20 protein-coding genes are annotated in these 21661 nt (G+C 36.2%); 4 read left to right on the top strand and 16 right to left on the bottom strand.

The window, feature by feature from the left end; all coding sequences use genetic code 11:
* The first annotated feature begins 308 nt into the window (after positions 1-308).
* The gene (locus tag COE49_RS18925; RefSeq protein WP_098253329.1) at positions 309-1163 is read left to right on the top strand and encodes a hypothetical protein; all 855 of its coding nucleotides are present in this window, start codon (positions 309-311) and stop codon (positions 1161-1163) included.
* Positions 1164-1222: 59 nt separating this feature from the next.
* Here the strand turns inward: COE49_RS18925 and COE49_RS18920 are convergent, their stop codons facing one another.
* From COE49_RS18920 to COE49_RS18910, 3 genes are all read right to left on the bottom strand, one after another.
* Positions 1223-2059: an alpha/beta fold hydrolase gene (locus tag COE49_RS18920; RefSeq protein ID WP_088232606.1), complete on the bottom strand. Its 837-nt coding sequence runs from the start codon at positions 2057-2059 to the stop codon at positions 1223-1225.
* Positions 2060-2075: 16 nt separating this feature from the next.
* On the bottom strand, positions 2076-2375 hold the full coding sequence (locus COE49_RS18915) for a hypothetical protein (protein WP_098253331.1): 300 nt from the start codon (positions 2373-2375) through the stop codon (positions 2076-2078).
* Between the two features lie 133 nt (positions 2376-2508).
* A complete protein-coding gene (locus COE49_RS18910; RefSeq protein ID WP_098356908.1) occupies positions 2509-4875 on the bottom strand; it encodes a DUF6359 domain-containing protein in 2367 nt (788 codons plus the stop codon).
* A 242-nt stretch (positions 4876-5117) separates the two neighbouring features.
* Between COE49_RS18910 and COE49_RS18905 the strand changes: the two genes are divergently transcribed.
* Positions 5118-6470 carry a DUF4026 domain-containing protein gene (locus tag COE49_RS18905; protein ID WP_088232609.1) on the top strand — a complete coding sequence of 451 codons (1353 nt, stop codon included), beginning with the start codon at positions 5118-5120 and terminating at the stop codon, positions 6468-6470.
* A 56-nt stretch (positions 6471-6526) separates the two neighbouring features.
* Here COE49_RS18905 and hemY read toward each other — a convergent pair whose 3' ends face one another.
* From hemY to COE49_RS18885, 4 genes are all read right to left on the bottom strand, one after another.
* A complete protein-coding gene (gene hemY, locus COE49_RS18900; RefSeq protein ID WP_098253334.1) occupies positions 6527-7948 on the bottom strand; it encodes a protoporphyrinogen oxidase in 1422 nt (473 codons plus the stop codon).
* A gap of 19 nt (positions 7949-7967) precedes the next feature.
* Positions 7968-8903, bottom strand: a complete 936-nt coding sequence (hemH, locus tag COE49_RS18895) for a ferrochelatase (RefSeq protein ID WP_098253335.1) — start codon at positions 8901-8903, stop codon at positions 7968-7970.
* A 14-nt stretch (positions 8904-8917) separates the two neighbouring features.
* Entirely contained in the window at positions 8918-9964 is a 1047-nt protein-coding gene (hemE, locus tag COE49_RS18890; protein ID WP_088232612.1) for a uroporphyrinogen decarboxylase, read from the bottom strand.
* Positions 9965-10141: 177 nt separating this feature from the next.
* The gene (locus COE49_RS18885) at positions 10142-12259 is read right to left on the bottom strand and encodes a transglycosylase domain-containing protein (protein WP_088232613.1); all 2118 of its coding nucleotides are present in this window, start codon (positions 12257-12259) and stop codon (positions 10142-10144) included.
* Between the two features lie 127 nt (positions 12260-12386).
* Between COE49_RS18885 and hmoB the strand changes: the two genes are divergently transcribed.
* Positions 12387-12884: a heme-degrading monooxygenase HmoB gene (gene hmoB / locus COE49_RS18880; protein WP_088232614.1), complete on the top strand. Its 498-nt coding sequence runs from the start codon at positions 12387-12389 to the stop codon at positions 12882-12884.
* 158 nt (positions 12885-13042) lie between these two features.
* Here the strand turns inward: hmoB and COE49_RS18875 are convergent, their stop codons facing one another.
* The 4 genes from COE49_RS18875 to COE49_RS18860 form a co-directional block, all read right to left on the bottom strand.
* Positions 13043-14461 (bottom strand): PH domain-containing protein, encoded by a 1419-nt coding sequence (locus tag COE49_RS18875; RefSeq protein WP_098946002.1) that lies wholly within the window; start codon positions 14459-14461, stop codon positions 13043-13045.
* Positions 14454-14930 (bottom strand): PH domain-containing protein, encoded by a 477-nt coding sequence (locus tag COE49_RS18870; protein WP_098841397.1) that lies wholly within the window; start codon positions 14928-14930, stop codon positions 14454-14456. The genes COE49_RS18875 and COE49_RS18870 overlap by 8 nt, the downstream gene beginning before the upstream one ends.
* Positions 14931-15005: 75 nt before the next feature.
* The gene (locus COE49_RS18865; RefSeq protein WP_088232617.1) at positions 15006-15302 is read right to left on the bottom strand and encodes a protoporphyrinogen oxidase; all 297 of its coding nucleotides are present in this window, start codon (positions 15300-15302) and stop codon (positions 15006-15008) included.
* 248 nt (positions 15303-15550) lie between these two features.
* Positions 15551-16546, bottom strand: a complete 996-nt coding sequence (locus COE49_RS18860) for a hypothetical protein (RefSeq protein ID WP_098946001.1) — start codon at positions 16544-16546, stop codon at positions 15551-15553.
* Positions 16547-17257: 711 nt separating this feature from the next.
* On the opposite strand from COE49_RS18860, the gene COE49_RS18855 reads away from it, so the two are divergent.
* Complete coding sequence (locus COE49_RS18855; protein WP_088232620.1) at positions 17258-17641, top strand: hypothetical protein; 384 nt, start codon at positions 17258-17260, stop codon at positions 17639-17641.
* A gap of 61 nt (positions 17642-17702) precedes the next feature.
* Here the strand turns inward: COE49_RS18855 and COE49_RS18850 are convergent, their stop codons facing one another.
* The 5 genes from COE49_RS18850 to COE49_RS18830 form a co-directional block, all read right to left on the bottom strand.
* On the bottom strand, positions 17703-17966 hold the full coding sequence (locus COE49_RS18850) for a CPCC family cysteine-rich protein (protein ID WP_088232621.1): 264 nt from the start codon (positions 17964-17966) through the stop codon (positions 17703-17705).
* Positions 17963-18400 (bottom strand): hypothetical protein, encoded by a 438-nt coding sequence (locus tag COE49_RS18845; protein ID WP_141556632.1) that lies wholly within the window; start codon positions 18398-18400, stop codon positions 17963-17965. Before COE49_RS18845 ends, COE49_RS18850 begins: the two co-directional genes overlap by 4 nt.
* 169 nt (positions 18401-18569) lie before the next feature.
* Positions 18570-19223: a DUF975 family protein gene (locus COE49_RS18840; RefSeq protein WP_088232623.1), complete on the bottom strand. Its 654-nt coding sequence runs from the start codon at positions 19221-19223 to the stop codon at positions 18570-18572.
* A gap of 227 nt (positions 19224-19450) precedes the next feature.
* Positions 19451-20893 carry a PH domain-containing protein gene (locus COE49_RS18835; RefSeq protein WP_088232624.1) on the bottom strand — a complete coding sequence of 481 codons (1443 nt, stop codon included), beginning with the start codon at positions 20891-20893 and terminating at the stop codon, positions 19451-19453.
* The gene (locus COE49_RS18830; RefSeq protein ID WP_088232625.1) at positions 20886-21362 is read right to left on the bottom strand and encodes a PH domain-containing protein; all 477 of its coding nucleotides are present in this window, start codon (positions 21360-21362) and stop codon (positions 20886-20888) included. The genes COE49_RS18835 and COE49_RS18830 overlap by 8 nt, the downstream gene beginning before the upstream one ends.
* Between the last annotated feature and the right edge of the window lie 299 nt (positions 21363-21661).

The raw sequence follows: 21661 nt of genomic DNA, 5'->3' as shown, positions 1-21661 counted from the left end.
ACCAATTGGATAATGTAGTCAATTAGTACACTTTCGATATTACCACACGCTTACATTCTATACAAGTTCTCTTTTTTAATTATTCCCAGTATAAAAAAATTCCAGTCAGTGTATATGATACTGTCCATAGTGTATCAGAAGAAAAGAGAAAAGGAAAAGGTGTTCTTAAGAATAAAGATAAACCTTACTTATCAACAACAAAATTCCTCTTTTTTAAATAATCAAATGAAAAAACAAGAAAATCTTTACAATTAATAGTAATATAGAAAATAGACAAGTTTATCAAAATAGTGGAGGCTTTTTCATTCATGATGCGTGCGCTTCGTTTAAATATAAAGCAAGCTTTTTGTAATCGTGTTTCTTTAATTATTATGTTTAGTGGATTAGCTCTTATTTCTATTTATCATTATTATTATGTAATTCGTTATATTGGAGACGGAACGGATGTGTTTGTAACAACAGCTTTTAAATGGATTGGATTTCGGGATAATGAAATGGATGTTTATTTATTATTAATGCCCGTTATTGCCAGTCTCCCCTTTAGTACGAGTTACAACTCGGATAAATCAGATGATTTTAAACCGTTTATTAGTAAAAGGATTTCTTTATTCCCTTATTCAGTTACGAAATATATCGTTACATTTTTTTGCGGAGGAATTCTTTATACGTTTCCATTCATCTTATCGTTATTATTTTGCATTTTAACCATTCCAAACGGAGCACCTGCCTTCGGTACTGGCATAATAAACGACAATGGGATGTTCGCAAACTTATATTACGATTCTCCCCTCACTTACATTATTGTATATATCGGCATTAATTTTTTATTTGCAGGTTTAATGGCTCTTTTAGGACTTGCTGCATCTGTATGGTCACAAAAGGACTATATGGCGATTCTATTTCCATTTGCAGTTACCTCCATTCCTTACGTCCTGTTAAATACAATATTCCCTACAATCGGCGGGGCACCTATTCATTTATATGATCCGAAACAACCATTGCAAGGCATGTCACCATATATTTTAATGTTGCAATGTGCTTTCTTCCTCTTCGTTAGCCTATGCATGTACATAAAAGGCGTACAGCGTGATAAAAAAAGGTACAAAAGAAGACTGCAAAGAAGAGATCGGTGTAGAAAAGCGTTTCAAGCCATTTCAGACTAAACGATTGAACGAATAAGAGCGTAATTCCCTAAGTTCGATTCGGAATTACGCTCTTATTATCAGTTTTCAAAAAAGTTATACGCGATATTACACATTTGCTTTGGCTGCTCCACTACCGTCCAATGTCCACAATTTGTAATTTCTAAAAACTCTATATGAGGTATGTACTCTATAAAATGTTCTTTTATAGTAGTAAGAGTTAATATATCATGACTCCCTTGTGCAATTAGAATCGGAATTTTCGAGAGCCTTTCTACATGTTTAGTCACATCATAATTTCCCACCATATCTGCACCTAGTATCGTGTTAACTTCATTACTAAAGGTTGTTTTCTTTTTATAAGTTAAAGTTTCTATAGCAAACACATAATAAGGATCTAACACTTGTAACATCTCGTATATAGAAGCCTCTCCTACTTTAATCTTCTTGTTTATTTCAGAAATAATTACTTTGTCCTCTTCCGTTAATCTCTTTTGCAGTTCTTCTCCAAATCTTTCTAACCCTTTCACATTAACTCCTATCGCAGCTGTTAAAAGTAATTTATTCACTCGTTCGGGATATGTAGTTGCATACAGTAACGCAAGCATTGATCCCCATGATTCCCCAAATATATTTATTTTCTCAAACCCCAATTGCACACGCAATGCTTCTAAGTTTTCAACCTCATTCCTCATAGAATATTGTTTATCCTTTGGCTCTTCCGATTCCCCACAACCTGTTTGATCATAAAAAACTAGTTGAAATTTTTCTGCTAGCGGAGCCATATAGGGAAGAAAAAAGCGGTGTTCACTTCCAGGTCCTCCATGAAGAAATATGATTGGTTCACCTACCCCTAACATTTTTACATAAAGATTATTGTCGTTTACATTTACGAATCGTACACTTTCACTACTCATATAACCATCCCCTCTTTTACGGCGTACCAGCCAATCCCCATAAAATAACAACCGCCGCAAAGTAAATCGCTTTAATACCTACAACTAAACATAATGAAATAATTGCATATTTACTTAATTCTCTTCTTGCTCCTATTAAAGTGAAGATAACAGCCAAACTAAATGTTATATAGGACGCTGCTGTATTGATTAAGTTATACGTAATATCTAAATTCTGTGTAAGCCCTGTTATCTCGGCAACAAATTGAAGCAAGACAATACTACTAAAAAAAATCGCTAGCTGGTTCATTAATTTTCCATGTATTTGTGCTTGCATCGTTAACCTCCTTATAAAACTGAATATTTAATTAATTTTATCATCATATTACAAAAAAAGGAATTCCCTCTTCATAATTATATGCCGATGAAAAAACAAAAAAGAACGCTTAGTCACCTAAGCGTTCCCTCCTTTAAGAAGCTTTCTTCAAATCAATTTGAGCAAGTACTGGGTCGTGGTCACTTACACGTCCGTGCTCTTTCATAATGTTTGAGTTTAAGTGTACTGGGTCTACAATTGTGTGCGGTGCGATGTTGTTTGTTACTAAAATATGATCTAACACTTGTGCATTTCCTTCATGAATGTACGTGTAGCGGTTCTCCTTCGGCACTGTGTTTAACATATTTTTTAAGTTTGTTCCTTCTAATGTTTTTAGTGGTTTAGCGAACTCGAAATCGTTCATATCACCTAACACAACAACTGGTGCATTTGCATTCTTCTTCTGAATATCTTGTACGAAATGATTTACTTCTTGTGCTAACTGAATTCGTTTTTCTTCACTTTCTAATACAAGAGGTTGTACTTTTCCAAATGGCGTTGCATCTCCTATTTTTGAGTTTAAGTGATTTGCAACGACAACAACGTTTTGTCCTTGGAACGTAAATTCTGCCGCTAACGGTTTACGTGTACTTTCAAATAATGGATTTTCGTCTCCAATGCGGACAACGTTTTTATCAAGTAACTTCGGTACTGTCGCTAATTTCACGCGTGATGGGTTGTAGAAGAAACCGACGCGAATGTTAGCTCCTGGTGCTCCTCCGTCTTGATTGTTGTTTGGAGCAATTTCTACATACTCATACTTCGGACCACGAATTTCTAGCACTGCATCAATGATACGTTTTGCACTTAACGAAGCATCTGTTGTACCGTCATTAATCGTTCCGTTATTATCTTGCATTTCCTCTACACCGATAATATCTGGCATTTTTAAATTGTATTTAATGGAATACGCTAACGCTTTTACTTTTTCATCTGTTGTTTCTTTTTTATTTGCCGAGAAGTTTTCAATGTTATATGTAGCAACTGTTAATTTATCAAGACGCGGCTGAATATTTGCCCCTACTTGCTTAAATCCACCGTCTACTACAGCTGGTAATTCCGTTACGGGTGAAATACGGAACGCACCGTAATCATATCCGACTACGCCTGTTATATCTCCTGTGAAAGTATCTCCTACTTTTGCTACATAATCACGAGGTACTTTTACAGAAAGACGCTCTGGGTTTAATTGATTTTCATCTAAAAGAGGTGTGCCATATTTCGTTACTACTTTATCCCCGCCATTTTTTACTGTTACATATAAATTCCCGTTTTTCTGAGGTGCAATAATTTTTGGCGTTGGCATCGTAACGCGCATACCTTCTACACTTTCATAAAAGTCAATTCCATCTTCATTTGGATCAAATAAACCGAATGCATCATTATCAATAATTTGATCCGGGATTTTTACACCATTTTCTCCAAGTACGATCGGTGCTGGTAACGGTTGATCCTTTGCGATTACAGCAACGCGGCTCGCCTTAATTTCAGTCGTTGTTAAGTCTGTTTCAAACCTTTCTGCATATCCAGGTCCAACATATTCTTCTACTTCTCCATCAACTTGAATAAGATCTCCTACTGCTACATTCGCATCTTTTTTGTATACGTACATACCTTCTGACGTAGCTGGATCATTATCCGGTTGATTATCTTCTATATAAAAACCATTTTTATCGAGCGCTGTTACAACGCCTTCCACACCGTATACTTTCTTACCTTTGTAAGGAGAAATATGTGATTTCCCTTGAATATCATGAATACGAACTGGTTCATTGTTTACGATAATAAATGAAAATGTCGAAACCGCCGAAGAAGTAAGCCCTTCTTTTTCTGCGATTGCTTTAATTACGCTATTTTCATTTACTACAATTTGTCCGTTATAAAGAACACTCTTGTTAGTAGGAGTAGAGCCATCTAGCGTATAGTAGATTGTTGCTCCTTCTGTGTTTGTTGTTAATGTTACCGCTGTTCCTTTCGCAACTTCCCCGCCGCCCGGTGAAGCTACTACATCGCTAACACGGTTTTGTCCTTCTCCTTGAAACTTGTAAGCTGTTGTTGATTTTAAACCTGGGCTACTAAAATATAATTCAAGTGTCCCTGTTAACTGTACTTTCTTCCCTATATTTTCAGGGTGATCTTTCACATTTACTGCCGATCTTACATCGCCTTTTGGCAACTGAACAGGCATGATTTTGTCTGGATTCGTTTCATTTGGCGAATCGGCAATTGCTACGTTTGTGTCGTCAAACTTAGCCGGATCCTTCGTGTACTTAGAAGGACCTTGCGTATATCCAACGATATATCCTTCCACTATCCCCTTCGTTTTCCCTTGCTGCTTAAATACTTGAATTGCTTTTTCTACTGACATAGAAGTAGTTTCTTCTGCTTGCGCTAAAGTTCCAGTAAATGAAAGCAATAGCAAAAGTGATAAAAAGACACTTAACAATTTCTTCACAGCCATTTCCTCTCCCTATTTCATATTTTCTCAACATGTCTATCATATCAAATGATTCGTTATATAGAACAATATTTCGACAACTTTTACAAAAAATTAATCTAATTTACTCGTTTTCAAATTATAATACAAAATAATAATTTTACACCTTCTACGAATGTATTTTATAATATGAAAGAATAAAAAAACAGAAAATACCGAAATTTCATTGGCATGTAAAATGGATTCATTTGAATAGGAGTGATTGGATGGAAATGCAAACAGAAACATACCGCGCGGCTATGAATGGAACATTAGAACGTCATTTTTCAGATATGATTGCTGTTATACCAACTAGAATTACAATTGATCAGCTAAAACAGCGGCTAGAAACTATCTCTACTAAAGTTGATGAATTAAAAATTGTTTATAGTGATGAGACAAGCCTTATTGTTGAGTTACATATGGATGAAAAAGTCATACCGTATGAACTGCATATTGATGAAACGAATGATCCAGAAGAATATAAAATGTACAATAGACAAGATTCCACAATAGTAGATCGTACTTTTGAAAATGCGGCTTTCGGCACTGAAATTTTCACTCGTACGCTATTTGTAGGCGATGTACTGGACTGCTTTTTCCAGCAGTTACAATTTTTATGGAACCTTGCCCCAGATTTGTTATTTGTAATCGATTCAAGCGCAGCAATGAAAGTGATATCTAGAAGCTATATTGAATATCACGTTGAAAATGAATTGTTACCTGACATTCCTGACTTATACGTTATTCATTCCGTATATGAAGACGATAAAGAAGGCGAGCCTACGCAATATTGGTTTCATACACACGGCCTTTTAAGAGCAGGCGTAACTGAAATAGAATTAATTATTCCAAATCGCATTTCTTCCTACTACGGCATTGGCGATCTTTTTCAAACATTTGCTAATAATGCCGTTGAGAATGGCCAAGTTCCAATGAATGAGCCTATCGTTATTGCACATAGTCAGCAAGGTTCCATACATACAGTAGCTGTTCCGTGGGAAAAAGGTTTATCTTATATCGGACGTAAAACGAGTATGGATCAATTATCTTCAATTGAAGATGAAGAAGTGAAATTACAACCAATAGATGCACAAAACATATTTCTTGGCGGGATGGATGCCCGAGATGAATACCATCAATCTCCCTCTGTTCTCTTGTTCCAATATAATACTTCAGGAGAATATATAGAAAGCTTTTTCAAAGAACACGAAGAAGCTACAGGGCTCATGTTCTATAAAACAAATAGTGAAACGGCTCGTATGGCTTATAATGCAAAAAATACTTTCGGGTATTTCAGCAACATTTTTCAAATTGAACAATCAAATGAAGATTTCCGTTTCCTCGCTAAGTTTGGTGTCTCTTACGAAGAAGGAAAAAGTGAACATATGTGGTTTGAAATGCAAGACCTTACGGAAGATCTCATTCAAGGAATACTCATTAATGAACCGTATTTTATAGAAGAGATGAGTGAAGGAAATAGTTATCATTTAGATTTTGATAACTTAACAGAGTGGATTATTTATGCAGGAGATGCTGTGATAAAACCAAATAACTTATATATGTTTATTGGCGAATAAATATTTTATATAACAAACGAAACGCCTTCAATATAATTGAAGGCGTTTCTTATATTTTATTGTACGATTAATTCAGTCTCCATTACTTTTCCCAAATGAGATAGTGCACGCTTTGCGGCTTTCTCACCTTGCTCAATACAGTCCGGAAGACCAGAACCAGCGTAAGAACTACCTGCCAAGTATATACCTGGCAACTCTTTCTCCATAAATGTTGTGAGTTTCTTCATTCGCTCGTTATGGCCTACTGTATATTGAGGCATCGCTTCTTTCCAGCGACTCACCATTGTGAAATCTGGATCCATTGTAATGTCCATCGTCTTTTGTAAGTCCTCTAAGACGAGCTGTACAATTTCCTCATCGGTTTGTTCTACAATCGCTTCATCACCAGGGCGTCCAACATAGCAGCGAAGGAGTACTTTCCCTTCTGGCGTTGTATGCGGCCACTTTTTATGTGTCCACGTACATGCTGTAATCGTATAATCGCTATTTCTTGATACGACAAATCCTGTCCCATCAATATCTCGCTGAATGGCTGATTTCGGGAAAGCAAGTGCCACGTTTGCAACGGATGTAGACGGCATGTTGCGGAAGAAACGGAACTGCTTGTACTGGGCAAACATAGATGGCAATACTTTATGCGAGGCTGCCATAACAATCGCATCTGCTTCGATTTCTTTTCCGTTACTAAGTGTAATCGTATAAACGTCAGCAAGCTTCGCGATTTTTTCAATACGTGTTCCCTTCATTACCGTACCTTCATGAATCTTCACTTCAAGAGATTCTACTATAGATTCTAAACCTGTTTTCACCGTTTGGAAGATTCCCTTTTTCGGTGCAGCCTTCTCTTCTTTCGGAGCGAGCGTACGCATGCCAAGTGAAATACTACGATGTTTTTGCTCCATTTGATATAACTGCGGGAATGTAGACATAAGACTCATTTCATCAATATCCCCAGCATACACACCAGATAGTAATGGTTCTATTAAATTTTCAACTACTTCGTTTCCGAGGCGATGTCTGAAAAACTGCCCGAGTGATTGATCAGATACTGGTTTTGATCTAGGCATTAACAGATCAAAACCAGCTCTTAATTTACCAATTGGGGAGAACAAGCCGGAAAATAGAAACGGAGTAATTTGCGTTGGAATTCCCATCATTGAACCACTCGGCATTTTATGTAACCGATTGTTGACGAGAACGAATGATTTACCGGTCGTATTCTCTACAATTTCATCACCAAGGCCTAATTCTCTCGCTAATTTAGCTGCACTTTCTTTTCTCGCTAAGAAAGAATCCGGTCCGCGTTCAATTGTAAATCCATCTTTTCGAACGGTTTGAATTTTCCCGCCAAGTTTACCCGATGCTTCTATAAGTACTGTATCGATCGGCAAGTTCTTGTCATGAATTTCTTTTTGTAAGTGATACATTGTTGTTAATCCAGTGATACCACCGCCGATGATTACAACTTTTTTCCTCAAGCATGCTCCCCCTTTCTTCTTACATTACAGATTCTTTTTTCTTTAATACAACATCAGCTAAACAGTCAATGAATGCGTCCGATGCATTTGGCATTTCTGGACGATAATATTTCGCGCCAATTTCATCCGTTACAACTTTACACTCAAAGTCGTTGTCATATAAAACTTCTAAATGTTCCGCAACAAATCCAACTGGTGCATATACGAATGAACTGTATCCGTACTTTTCATTTAGTTCTCTCGTTAAATCTTGTACATCTGGACCAATCCAAGGATCTGGTGTATTTCCGGCACTTTGCCAACCAACTGCGTAGTTTGCTACTTCTGCACCGCGTGCAATATAATCAGCTGTTTCATTTAATTGATCTGGATATGGATCGCCCATTGCGATAATTTTTTCTGGTAAGCTGTGTGCAGATACGATTAATACTGCTTTTTCACGCTCTGCTTCTGACATACCGTTATATATACCTTTCACTGCATCAACCCAGTACTGGATGAATTTCGGTTCTTTATACCAGCTATCGATGCCATGAATTGTTAAGTTTCCAAGTTTCTCAGCTTCTTCTTGTGCTCGTCCAACGTATGATTTCACGCTAAACGTAGAATAGTGAGGCGCAAGAACAAGTGCAATTGCATCTTGTATGCCGTCGTTATACATATCTTTCACCGCATCTTCAATAAACGGTTCGATATGTTTTAAGCCAAGATACATATGGTACTCTACTTCATCTTGTACTTCATTTAAACGCGTCTCTAACTTTTTAGCTTGCTCTAATGTAATAGTAGCTAAAGGAGAAATACCACCAATTGCACGGTAACGCTCTGTTAAATCTTCTAGCATTTCAGGACTTGGCTTTCTTCCTCTGCGAATATGTGTATAGTAACGTTCAATATCTTCTTCTTTATATGGCGTTCCGTATGCCATTACAAGCAAACCAATTTTCTTTTTCATACAGCAAATCTCCTTTACTTCGCTAACTGCCCTTTAGAGTATTCATGAATAAATGTAGTTAAACGTTTTAATGTATCTGGATTTACTTCTGGGAATACACCGTGACCTAAGTTAAAGATATAACCTGGTTGTTTCATTCCTTGATCTAAAATACCTTTTACATGTTCTTCAATAACAGACCATGGCGCAAGTAAGAATGAAGGATCCATATTTCCTTGGACCGCCTTATGAACGCCGCGTGCGCGTGCCTCTTCGATCGGTAAGCGCCAGTCTAAACCGACTACATCAAGCGGTAAGTCGTGCCACTCATTTACTAAGTGTGCAGCGCCAACACCGTGCATAATCATTGGTACACCCATCGTGCGAACTTCTGCGAAAATACGCTCCATTGCTGGTTTAATAAATACGCGGTAATCTGCTACATTTACTGTTCCAACCCAAGAATCGAAAATTTGAACTGCTTTTGCTCCTGCGTTAATTTGCGCTTTTAAATATGTAATAACCATATCTGCTAGTTTATCCATTAAAGCTAACCAAGCTTTCGGCTCTGCATACATGAACGCTTTCGTATTATGGTAATTACGAGATGGACCGCCTTCAATCATATAGCTCGCTAGTGTAAAGGGCGCTCCTGAAAAACCGATTAACGGTACGTCTAACATTTCCGTCGTTAATAAACGAATCGTATCTAATATGTACGGTACGTCATCTTCTGGATTGATTTCCCCTAGTTTTTCTACGTCTTGTAAAGAACGGATTGGATTATCGATAACTGGACCAATACCTGATTTAATTTCAACGTCCACACCAATTGCAGGTAGTGGTGACATAATATCTTTATAAAGAATTGCTGCGTCTACGTTATATTGATCAACTGGCAGTTTTGTAACGTATGCACATAACTCTGGATTGTGTGTAATTTCAAATAGAGAATATTTTTCTTTTATCTTTCTATATTCCGGCTGCGAACGACCTGCTTGACGCATATACCATGCTGGTACATACTCTGTACGTTCCCCCCTACATGCTTTTAAAAATGTCTCATTTATAGTTCTTACCAAGACCCTTGCTCCCTTCCTTGCCAATGCTTCGAATACGTTCGATATTTATCTTTTTTTACTATACAACTTGTAAAAACAAAATGCATAATATTATGTACGTTGTTCATGAAATTGACACAAACACTCTTAAAAACGCTTACTATTTTCACAACATTCTTATTATAGCACAGAGAAAAACTATGGTTTAGCTACTTTTGACTTTTCTCCTTCACGATTCGTTTGTGTGTTATATGGTACAACGTAAAAGCTCGGTTTTGAAAATATGTTAACAAACTTTTCCTCATATTCTCCAGCACCTGTTACAGTGGCTACATGCGTATGAATTCCTTTTTCCACTCTGTAAATGCGATACATAATTCTTTCATCTGGAAGAGGTGTCCAGCTTAATTTTGTTTTAAATAAACCGAAAGGACTAAACGATAGCTTCATTTTTACATCTTCAATCCGACGTAACCGAATCGGAGCACCGATTGTTTCCACACCTTCTGGTTTCATAAACTTCTCTTTATGCTCTACATTTGCCTTCGTTAAAATTTTCTTAAACAATTTCGTCGCAGATGCACTTTCCCCTTGCAACTGATGCTCTTTATCTGTGCGGTCATAACCAATCCAAACAGCGCCGACTAAATTTGGTGTATATCCAACGAACCACATATCTCTCGCTCCATTGTCGTCATTTGGCAAAGAAGTAGTACCCGTTTTTCCAGCTAACGCTCCGTTATATACACCCGCTTTCGCCGTCCCTTCTTTCACGACGCCTTCCAGCATTTTTGTCATATACCATGCCGTTTGTTTTGAGAATATATTTGTTTCTACTTTTGGCGATTCCCCAATGACTGCACCGTGTCTATTTAACACTTTATCAATCACGTGTGGCTCAATAATATCGCCATTTGCTAAAAATGCACGATACATTTTCACAAGATCAAATGGTGAAACACCGTTTTTCAATCCGCCAAGCGCTGTACTTAAACCAGCGTCCGCAATATGAACATTTCCTTTCTCTAAATATTGCTTTCCTTCTTCCACCCCTAACTCATTTAATAAAGAAACTGCCGGTACGTTTGCTGACTCTAAAATCGCATCGTACATCGTCATTTCTTTTGAATACTCATGATTATAATTTCGAGGTTCATAGCCTTCGAAAGAACTTCTCTCATTCGTTAATAAAGAATACGGATTATACTTTTTCGTTTCTAATGCTGGCGCATAGACGATCAGTGGTTTTAAAACAGAACCGGGCTGCCTTTTTGCAAAGATGCGATTAAACCCTCTCGGCACATACTTTCTTCCGCCAATCGCCGCTTTAATCCCGCCCGTACGATTATCCATTAATAAAAATGCACCTTGCGCCCCATTTTCTTTACCAGGGAAATTTCGCTCATCTTGAAACTGGTTATACGCTACCTTTTGAATTTTTTCATCCATCGGTACGACAAACGTATATCCACCGCGCAGCACTTCTTGGTGAGACAACCCGTACAAACGAGCTGCTTCATCTATGACCATATCAATATATGGCATATATGCGAGTTCATTCTCATCTAAGTTTTTATAAAGGGCGATTGTCTTTCCTTGATAACGTACGCTTTCTTCTGCAGTTAAATAGCCTTGTTTATGCATAAGTGACAATACGAGATCACGGCGCTTCTTACTCTTCTCCGGAGATAAGTACGGTGAATATCCATTCGGTGATTTCGGAAGACCTGCAAGCATTGCACCTTCTTCTACTGTTAAATCTTCTACATTTTTATTAAAATACAACTTTGCTGCAGCTTGAATACCGTAAGCTCCATGTCCAAAATAAATATGATTCATATACATTTCAAGAATTTGCTGCTTCGTATATTTTTGCTCTAGTTGAAGAGAAATTGCGACTTCTTTCAACTTGCGCGTAACTGTTTTTTCACGATTTAAAAAGACGTTTTTAGCAAGTTGCTGCGTAATGGTACTACCGCCCTCTACCTTTTCTCCAGCTAACGTATCTTTATAAAGAGCTCGAAATATAGACGGATAATCAATTCCTTGATGCTCATAAAAACGAGAATCTTCCACCGCAACAAACGCCTGCTGCACATATTTCGGAATTTGCTCGACTGGTACGAGTTCTCTATTTTCTACGTATAATTTCGTAATTTCTTTTCCTTTCTGGTCAACGATACGTGATGAAGAGTGGAAAACGAGCTGCTTTTCATCCATCATATAGCCACCAGCTAACACGATAAGTTTATACAGTACAATCGCTACTACCACCGTTGCGACGCCGCCTAATAAAGTCCACTTTACTTTCTTCATACATCGTCCTTCTTTCCAAATGATGGTACATTTATTATTTGAAAAAGAAGTATCTTTATGTATATAATCTTCGAAGTTTTTCAAGAGAATTGATATAATAGAAACAAACTATTAAGGGGGCATTAAAATGAAGGCTATTATTTCATACGAAACACCTCTAGAACAAACACATTTCACTGCAAAAAATGATGAGAAAAACATGTTTTATAAAGAAAATACTGAAGAATCTGTAGAAGGATCACTTCAGTATGACGTACTAGACGCTGTTGGCGAATTTAACGGACAACCTGGCTATATCGTTTGTAACAACATTTCTGTAACAGACGAAGGGCGTCCAGTATTTGAAAACCGCTTTAAAAACCGTGCAGGCCTTATCGAAAACGAACCAGGCTTCCAAGCAATCCGCGTTCTTCGCCCATTAAGTAACGATACATATGTCATCTTAACGATGTGGGAAACAGAGCAAAACTTTAAAGACTGGACAGAATCACGTTCATTCGAAAATGCTCATAAAAAACGTCCTGCACAAGCAGAAGGACAAGCTCCAGCGCATCCACATGCGGAAGGACAAAAAAGCATTTTCTCTCGTCCATCGTTTGTGACTACTTTTGATGTGTTAGTTTAGGTTTCGGAGTTCGGAGACCCCGGCATGTGAAATTATATCGGCGATTCTTCGAATATATCGGCGATTTCCTGGATATATCAGCGCAACTCAAATTATATCAGCGATTTTTCCAATATATCGACTTATCGACAAATCACGACATAAAAAAGGAAACACCATTACACACTGGTGTTTCCTTTTTCTTTGTACCAATTATATATACGGAGTGCATCTTCTTTTTGCATATGCTTCACTTTGTAAGGATGCCCCGCTACCGATACGACAGCTGTACATAACTCGTCTTTCTTTTGAAAATACGACTGACTGTATCCAACTGCTTGAATATGTCTTCTTCTCATGATTCCTGTATATTTCGCAAGACCTCGGTATACCATTACTAACTGATTTTCTCGTATCATATAACCACTACTTGTATACCGAGCGTACGCAAGTAACGTAAATATGATACATAGTGGTATTAAAGTGAACAACGCGGTATGTTGTTTAAAATATATACTCGCACCGGTAATCGGCAGTGCGAGCACCGCACTTGTAATCCAGCCCATTATTACGTAACGACGTAATGCTGCTTTTGTTAAATGAACGATTTCTTCCTCCATTTCATACGGCAACTGCAAATACGTAAGTAACTGCTGTACATCTTTTTTCTTCATAAAAGGATGTAACATCACTTCATTCCCAGCGGATTCTATACTTTGAATGACTTCTACTTCGACAGAGCAATAACCGAAAGGCTGCCGAAGAATTCCTTCTTTCACAGTAATTGCTTGAATGCGGTGTAGTTTTAACACAAACTCTTTCTTATCAAATAAACCTTGAACGATACGAATTTCTTTTCTGTTTCGCTCAATTTTAAAATTCGCATATTTTAACGCATAGCCGGCTGTAGAAATGACCCACGAAATTGCCATTAAAATCGCAGCCATAATGATTAATTCATATACACCGTTATCCATCACATACGCTTCCACTTTACTGATGAGCCATTTTGGAAGAAATTGATTAAACTCTGAGTAAATAAGAAGTAGTCCAGAAAATACTAATCCGAATTTACCAGATGTAATGGCTGCGAATAAAATTTCTTTCGTTGTTAACTGATACACCGTCTTACTTTCTTCTGCTGCGGGCACTTCTTCAGTCACAACACTTCTTTCTTTATGTAATAAGGCAATTAGTTCCTTCGCTTCATCCTCTTTAATACCCGCTAACATCACTTCTGGCTCAGTACCACCGCCAGCTACTTCTATGTTTAACTTCGTAAGTCCAAGTATTTGATAAATAACATTAGAAGACGTACTAATATTTTGCACACGATCTTTATTTAAATAGCTTTCTTTCTTCACGAACACACCATGTTTTATATGTACAACATTATCTTCAACCCAGTACACTTTAAAATACCATTTTACAGCTGAAAAAATAGCCATAATACATAATAGCGCCAAAAGAACAAGATGTAAGAAATACCCAGGTTCTACTTCACCATCTGAACGAAATAGAACAAGAAAAATAAAAGGCAGTAAACCTGCAATTCGAATACCTAACAATATTGTGATCGGATGTTGCCTCTTATACATCCTCATCACTCACTTTCGCAAGTTCTCCAATTTGTCTTTTCAGCTGCTCTGCTTCTTCTTTCGTTAAACCTGGAATACTATGAGAAGTTGCCGCTGTTGAAATGTGTAATTCTGCTAAATTATACTTTCTCATAATCGGTCCTTGTTCAATCGTTACGTGCTGTACACGAATCATCGGAATGAGCACACGCTTAACCACAAACATTCCCTTTTGAATCTCAATCTCTTCTTCATTTAATCTATAACTATAATAGCACTGACGTAAATTTGGAAATACGAAATAATCAAGTGGGATAAATGTAATAGCACCTGTTACTAACAATCCAAACAACCATCCCCACCAATTAAAGTTGATCATAAAAAAGAAATACGCAATTACAACTGCTAGTATAACTGCTGCCCCAATTAAAGCGTGAACCCTCCACACTTTCAGCATATTAGCATGAATCTCCCTTTCTAACGGCTGCATCTCATCACTCCAATTATATGAATTTATTAATTATATATTAGTTGTTATATACATTTTTGTAAAATTATAGTTTCTTCACATCGTATCGAGCATTTCTTTGAAATTCCCTTCATTAATCGAATACACTTGAAACTGAATATAATCTATCTCATTCGTATTAGGACGAGCATATGGCAAAATGTTAAATCTAGAAGCCGATCTTCCTAACATATCTATAATCATAAGAGAAACATCAACATGCTCAAAGCCTACACAGAATACTACCGCTTCTCCTGTGCATTCATAATCTTTAATCGTATCATACGATTTATTTGCATTAATCAGCATCACTTTGAATAGTTGGTTCAAATTTTCTGGTTTGAAATTAATCATTTATACAACTCCTTTTTCTAACAAAACACTACGAAAACAGTGTAATCTTATACTTTCATAGCCTCACACATCAATTATATTAAAAATAAAGCTAGTTTTTTATAATTTTTTTGATATAATTACTTACGGGAAAAGGGAAGAATTTTGTCTTCCTTTGTGTTTTTATTTGCATCTAGTTCTTTTGCTAGATGCTTTTTTTTATGCAAAAAAGGTATCCTCACATACTTTGAGGATACCTTTTCATCCATTTAGTGCATTTCAATAATTGTACCGTCTTCGAATACTTTGAATACGCCAGTAAATCCTGATCCAGCTGCGCCTTCTATTTTATATGTCGTACGCACTCTAATTTGATAATATTTCTTTCCATTCTCTACTTTCGTATCCTCTAACGTGTAATTATATTCTTCATTATACTCATTTTTGATATATGCTTTCGCTTTCTCAAAAGTAAAGTCATCTTGCGTTTTTCCTGTCTCTACTTTTTGAGTCGTATCTGTTTCTACCTTTTTATTATTTTCTGTCGTTACTTTTTGAGTCTTATCTGCTTCTACCTTTTGATTATTCTCTGTCGTTGCTTTTTGATTTTTGTCTGTCCCAGCCTTTTGATTATTCTCTGTTGCTACTTTTTGTGACTTTTCTGTCGCTACCTTTTGAGCCGGTACTGTATTCGTTTTTTCTGTTTTCGTTGCTACTGTTTCATTCTTTGCATTTTTTTCTTCTTCATCAATTTTCGTGATTAATCCTGCGGCTTTTTTATTATATTCTTCAAGGCTCTTGTTATCTTTCGTTTCTGAAACTAGCTTCGTTAATAACTCTTTCGCTTCTGTATAATTTTTCTTACTTATTAACTCTTCGCTCTTCACCAGTTGTTCACTATATTTCTTTTTTGTTTCTACAATAGCTAGTAAAGCCGTGCGTTCTTCCTTCGCTTGCTTTACAAGCGTAGTACTTCCATTCTTCACGCTTTCTACTTTTTCAAATGATTGAATAGATTCTTCTACTTTTGTTTCTTCTTTTAGTTTCATTGCTTCAATCATTGCTTTCGTTTGTTCTACAAGCACTTTTACATCTGAATCATCTTTTTTCTCATCTAGTGCCTTTTCAAATGATGATAAGGCTGTTTTATATTCTTTATTCGTTAGTGCAGTATTTCCCTCATCCACTGCTTTTTCAAAATCCCCATTACTACATCCAGCTAACATTAAAAATGTAAGTCCCATTACTGCTAATAATTTTTTCATTTTTTTCTCCTCCTATATATCCCCTAAAACAATAATTTCATATGTATAAAAGTCTGTGTAGCAATTAGACTGAAAGGAAATATGTACTTTGTGTGTGGGAAAGGAAGTACACTTCATTTGCTATCATTATGTAAAACTCCTAAATAGTTGGCAGTCTTCTTCTTTTCAGACAGAAAGGAATTTTAATAATGCGCGTAAAGCTCTCACTCAGGCTCGTTACTACACACACTTTTATACACATAAAAAATCATTTTTAGTTGGAATACGAACTACAATTCGTAACATACCGAAAAACAACAGAAAACAAACCGTAACATAAGTCACAGTCCGTAACTTTTCTGTAACACAAATGTAACATAAGGTTTTTAAACATACAATAGTTTTTTTACATTATTTTTCCTCTATCTACATTTTTAGGTACGATAAGGTCCGATCTTTAGCATCAATAAGCACCCTTATTAAAAAACGTGTAGGGAATCCAGTCTCATTTCCATCAAGTTGACAAGTATCCCAATCGTACACGAAACAAAAGCAAATAAAAAAGTCTACTAATTAAAGTAAACTTAAAATCACACTATATATCTTCTAATTTTCATCATTCCTTTGATATAATCACATACAGGAATATCTTCATCTTTCCTTATAATTTGTATCTAGTACGATTGCTAACTGTCTTTTTTATATTATTTTACATAGGTGCGGGGGATTCTATTGAAGAAATTTACTGTTAGCTATATAGCATGTTTACTAGTTTTCTCTATTGTTATAAATATTTTACAGTATGCACGAGATCCAAATTATGCAGATTCATGGGGACCCATTTGGGTATCTATTATTATGTTTTCAATTCTTGGAAGCATTCCTGTTCTTATCGGTTGTTTATTAGGTGAATTTTGTTATAGAAAAATAAAAAGAAGTCACGAATTAAAAATCGGAATTCCTGTATTTATACTGTTAGGTATTTCCTACAATCATTTATTCTTTATGTGGTTTAACGACAGAGATTTTCTATCCTTTCATTTAAAAGCCTTTTTGGAAACCGGCCTTCCTATTACGTTATCATCTTTATTATTTTACTTTATAAGACGGCGCTAATTCTTTCATCATTGCATAAAAAATGTTATTCCTCCTGTTGAACTGAGGAATAACATTTTACTTAACAAATTTGCTTCCAACTCGCATCCTTCACATCTTCACTAGTCGGTTTTCTAACTGATCCAACACAACATTCCTCGCAAGCACCGAACGCAATGAAATTTTTCTGCGCTTGTCTTAACGAAGCTTCATTTGCCCCGCCTTCGAAGTCAGGATCGTTAAACTGTACCTCATCATCTTCCCAATAACATATACTGCAAATTTCATATGTACCTGGTTCTTCTTCTAATGTTCTATACCCGCAGCATGAACAAGTGTATTTCATTTTGCCAACGCCTTGTTAACTTCTTTTTTCTCCCATATATTCCGGCCCACAAAGAATATAACAGCGCAAATCATAGTTATCGCCATGAAAAAGATATTAGAAACTTCATATATAGTTGGAAGCCCTACCGTTACGGAAACAATACTAAAAGCTAAAAGTAGATATAATAATAAAGATATAATATAGCTTAATTTAAATCGTAAAATGATACCTCTAAACAATAGCTCACCAAGAAGACATCCACCTAAAATAATAGGTACTCCGAAATACAATGTAAGGACTCCCATTTGCGAAGTAGATTGAATTACCTTTCCAATTATGTTCGGCGAAGTCATCTCATCACTTTTTCCCATCCTATCATATAAATCAAGTGCCATTGCTGAAATAAAGAAACTTAATATAGAAAATGAGTACGGAATTAAAAATTTGCTCACTCTCATTCACCTCACCTTTTTCTTTACCTATATTATTCATTATTTCCTATCATTTTCATATAAGAAAATAACTGCCTATACTAAAATATAGATGGAAGAATTTCTATATAAAAAAAACCTAAACCATCTGCTCCCTATATTTTTTAGGGTAGATGGTTTAGGTTTTTTATTAGAAAGTAGTATCTTCTTTTTTATAATATTCTTTTGAAATCTCTTCATAAAATGCTGCCGATGTCGAGTAGAAATAAGGTACTAACCATAAGAAACCGATTCCTATAGTAAGAATACTTAAAATGAACCAGCCAATGAAGCTTAAGCATAGTAAAAAGTAATCCATTTTATGTCCATTCATCATACGGCGACTTTCAGTAATTGCTTGATTCGCTGTGTATTCTGGATGATCATTCAAAATAAAGTACGTCATAGCATAAGAAAATGATTTAATAATTCCCGGAATAATAAGAAGTAATGTCCATAAAATCAAGTATACGTACATTAGTAAATATGTTAAAAATGCCTTCATAAATTTACTGCCATCGCTAAACCATCTAAATAAATGACCAATACGAGCATTATCTCTACGGATTACATGTAAAACGAGATAATAGGCACCTACTGTTAATGGACCGATAATAAGCATTGCAATAATACTTACTGTAAACGACTCCCTTGCTTCTTCCCAACCCCAAAATATCGAGAAAATACCTGTGAATAGCATATTAGCAGCTCCAATGAGGATTCCAAGTAATAAGGTTGCCCCTACCGCTAATCCCCATTTTCCTTTTAATGCATCCAGTGCTTCTCTTTTCAATTGACTTATCATATACAACCTCCTAAAAAATAGTTCTATATCATTATACCATTTATATCAAAAATTCCACAAAATTCCCTTAAATAGAAACAGACTACCTTTTTAATACGTATTGATACATGTGTGCTGTATTTGTACTAACATATAGATGAAACCAAGAAAAAACTAGTTCAAATGTAAACCACTGATTTTTCTATAACAAAAAAGCCTGCCTTTTATAATAGGCAAGCCTTCTCAAATTACTCCTCACTTATTCTCTTCTTATACCAATCCTGCATTCTCTCCGCATCTTCTACTCTCGTATGCTCTAATTTATACTCCGATGACGCACTAGAAAACTTATACGTACATAAATTTGCGCGGCGCTGGAAATATGATTGTGTTTTTTCAATTGATTGGACGTGCCTTCTTCTTACAAGTCCTGTATGTTTTCCAATACTACGATGTACAATTGTAATTTGTTCTCCGTTTACACTGTAACCATTTGTTTTAAACGTTGCGTATCCAAGTGTAAAGATGAGGATCGCGAGCGGTAGTAATGCCCACATGATAAAATACTTTTCAAAGTATATGCTTATTCCCGTAAGCGGGATTGCTAGCATGGCGAAAAAGATGAAACTATCAATTAAGTAACGGCGTAGTGCTGCTTTTGGTAATGGAATCATGTTGGCATGCAGTTCATATGGTAATTGTAAATGGGCGAGTAACTGTTGCACGCGATCTTTTCGAATGATCGGATGCAGTGTAACTTTTTCCTCTTTCCCCTCACTTTGAATGACTTCTACTTGCACAGCACAATAACCGAATGGTTGGCGTAAAATACTTTCTTTTATCGTAATACCTTGAATACGATGTAACTTTAGTACGAGTTCTTTTTTTTCGAGTAATCCTTGCGAAATGCGGACTTCATCATGTCTTCGATTCACTGTGAAATCCCCATGTTTTAACGCATAACCGATTGTGGATATAATCCAAGAAACGACTAGTAAAATAGCTACCATGTAAATCCAGCCGTATATATCGTGTTCCATTACATAAGATTCTACGCTATTTTTGATCCATTTCGGAATGTACTCATCTACTTGGTTATAAACGAAAAAGATTAAAGAGAATAATAATCCAAACTGACCAGATGTAATAGACGCTAATAAAATTTCTTTCCAAGTTAACTTGTATTCTGTTGCTTGTTTTTCCTCTGTCATGCTTTCTTTTTCTACTGCATGTTCTGTAGATTCGTCTAACGCTCCTTCTGCTTTCACTTCTGGAGTCGGCTCATTTAGTAAGAAAATAAGCTCCTTCGCTTCATCTTCCGTAATACCAGCTAAGCTCACTTCTGCATCATCGCCTCCGCCAGCTGTTTCGATTTGTATTTTCTTTAAACCGAGCATTTGATATAGTACGTTAGAACTTGTATGAATTGTTTGGACACGCTCTTTATTTAAGTAGCTCTCCTTCTTCACAAAAAGCCCTTGTTTCACATGCAATACGTTATTTTCAACCCAATATGTTGTGTAATACCATTTTTCAAACGCTGAAAAAATGGTAAGTAAACCAAATCCAGCGGGAATTAAATACCAAAACGGGAATTTTCCGTTTAAGCTAAACATGAAAATAATGAGTGGTATAAAATCTGTTATTTTTAATTCTAATAACATCGTGATTGGATGCTGCCTCTTATACATCCTCATCACTCACTTTCGCTAATTCTGCGATTTTCGTTTTCAGCATTTCAGCTTCATACATCGTTAACCCTGGAATGCTATGAGACGTTGCTGCTGTTGAAATATGTAATTCTGCTAATCCATGTTTTCTCATAATTGGTCCTTGTGCAATCGTTACGTGCTGTACACGAATCATCGGTACTAATACACGTTTTACAACGAATAGACCGTGCTGAATTTCAAGTTCTTCTTCGTTCAGTTGGTAGCTATAATAACGCTGACGTAGTTTCGGGAATACGAAGTACGAAAATGGTGCGAACACAACTGTTAGCCCAATCATTACATACAAAATCCACGCCCACCAATCAAACTTTATCATGAGGAAAAGGTAAGCTAAAATAACGAGAATACCAATTCCTTCTTCAATGACAGCACGAACTTTCCACACCTTAACCATGTCAGGGTGAATTTCATTTTTCAATGGATCCATGTAACCACTCCAAATCTAGTAATCTAATATATGAATACTCTCAAGTTATATTTTACATAACTTTACAAAAAATTCATATTTATTCTTCTTTATCTTTTTTCTCAGGAATACAGTGAAACTTTAATCAGTGGGGTTTTGTCCATTTCCCACTGATTATCAGCCCTCACCAATCGGGCTTTTACGGGCAGTTATCTCCCACCTAACTTCCTCACATTCGCCAAATTTTAAGGTGGGAGTCTTACTGCCCGTTAATGCGGGACAAACCCAAGAAAACCGAGCCACCAGTTTTTCTTCATTTT

Origin of the sequence: Bacillus sp. AFS029637 (genome assembly GCF_002584985.1) — a bacterium.
Lineage (GTDB): Bacteria > Bacillota > Bacilli > Bacillales > Bacillaceae_G > Bacillus_A.
The sequence above is the reverse complement of the archived record's forward strand: the minus strand, read 5'-3'. Positions and strand labels throughout refer to the sequence as shown.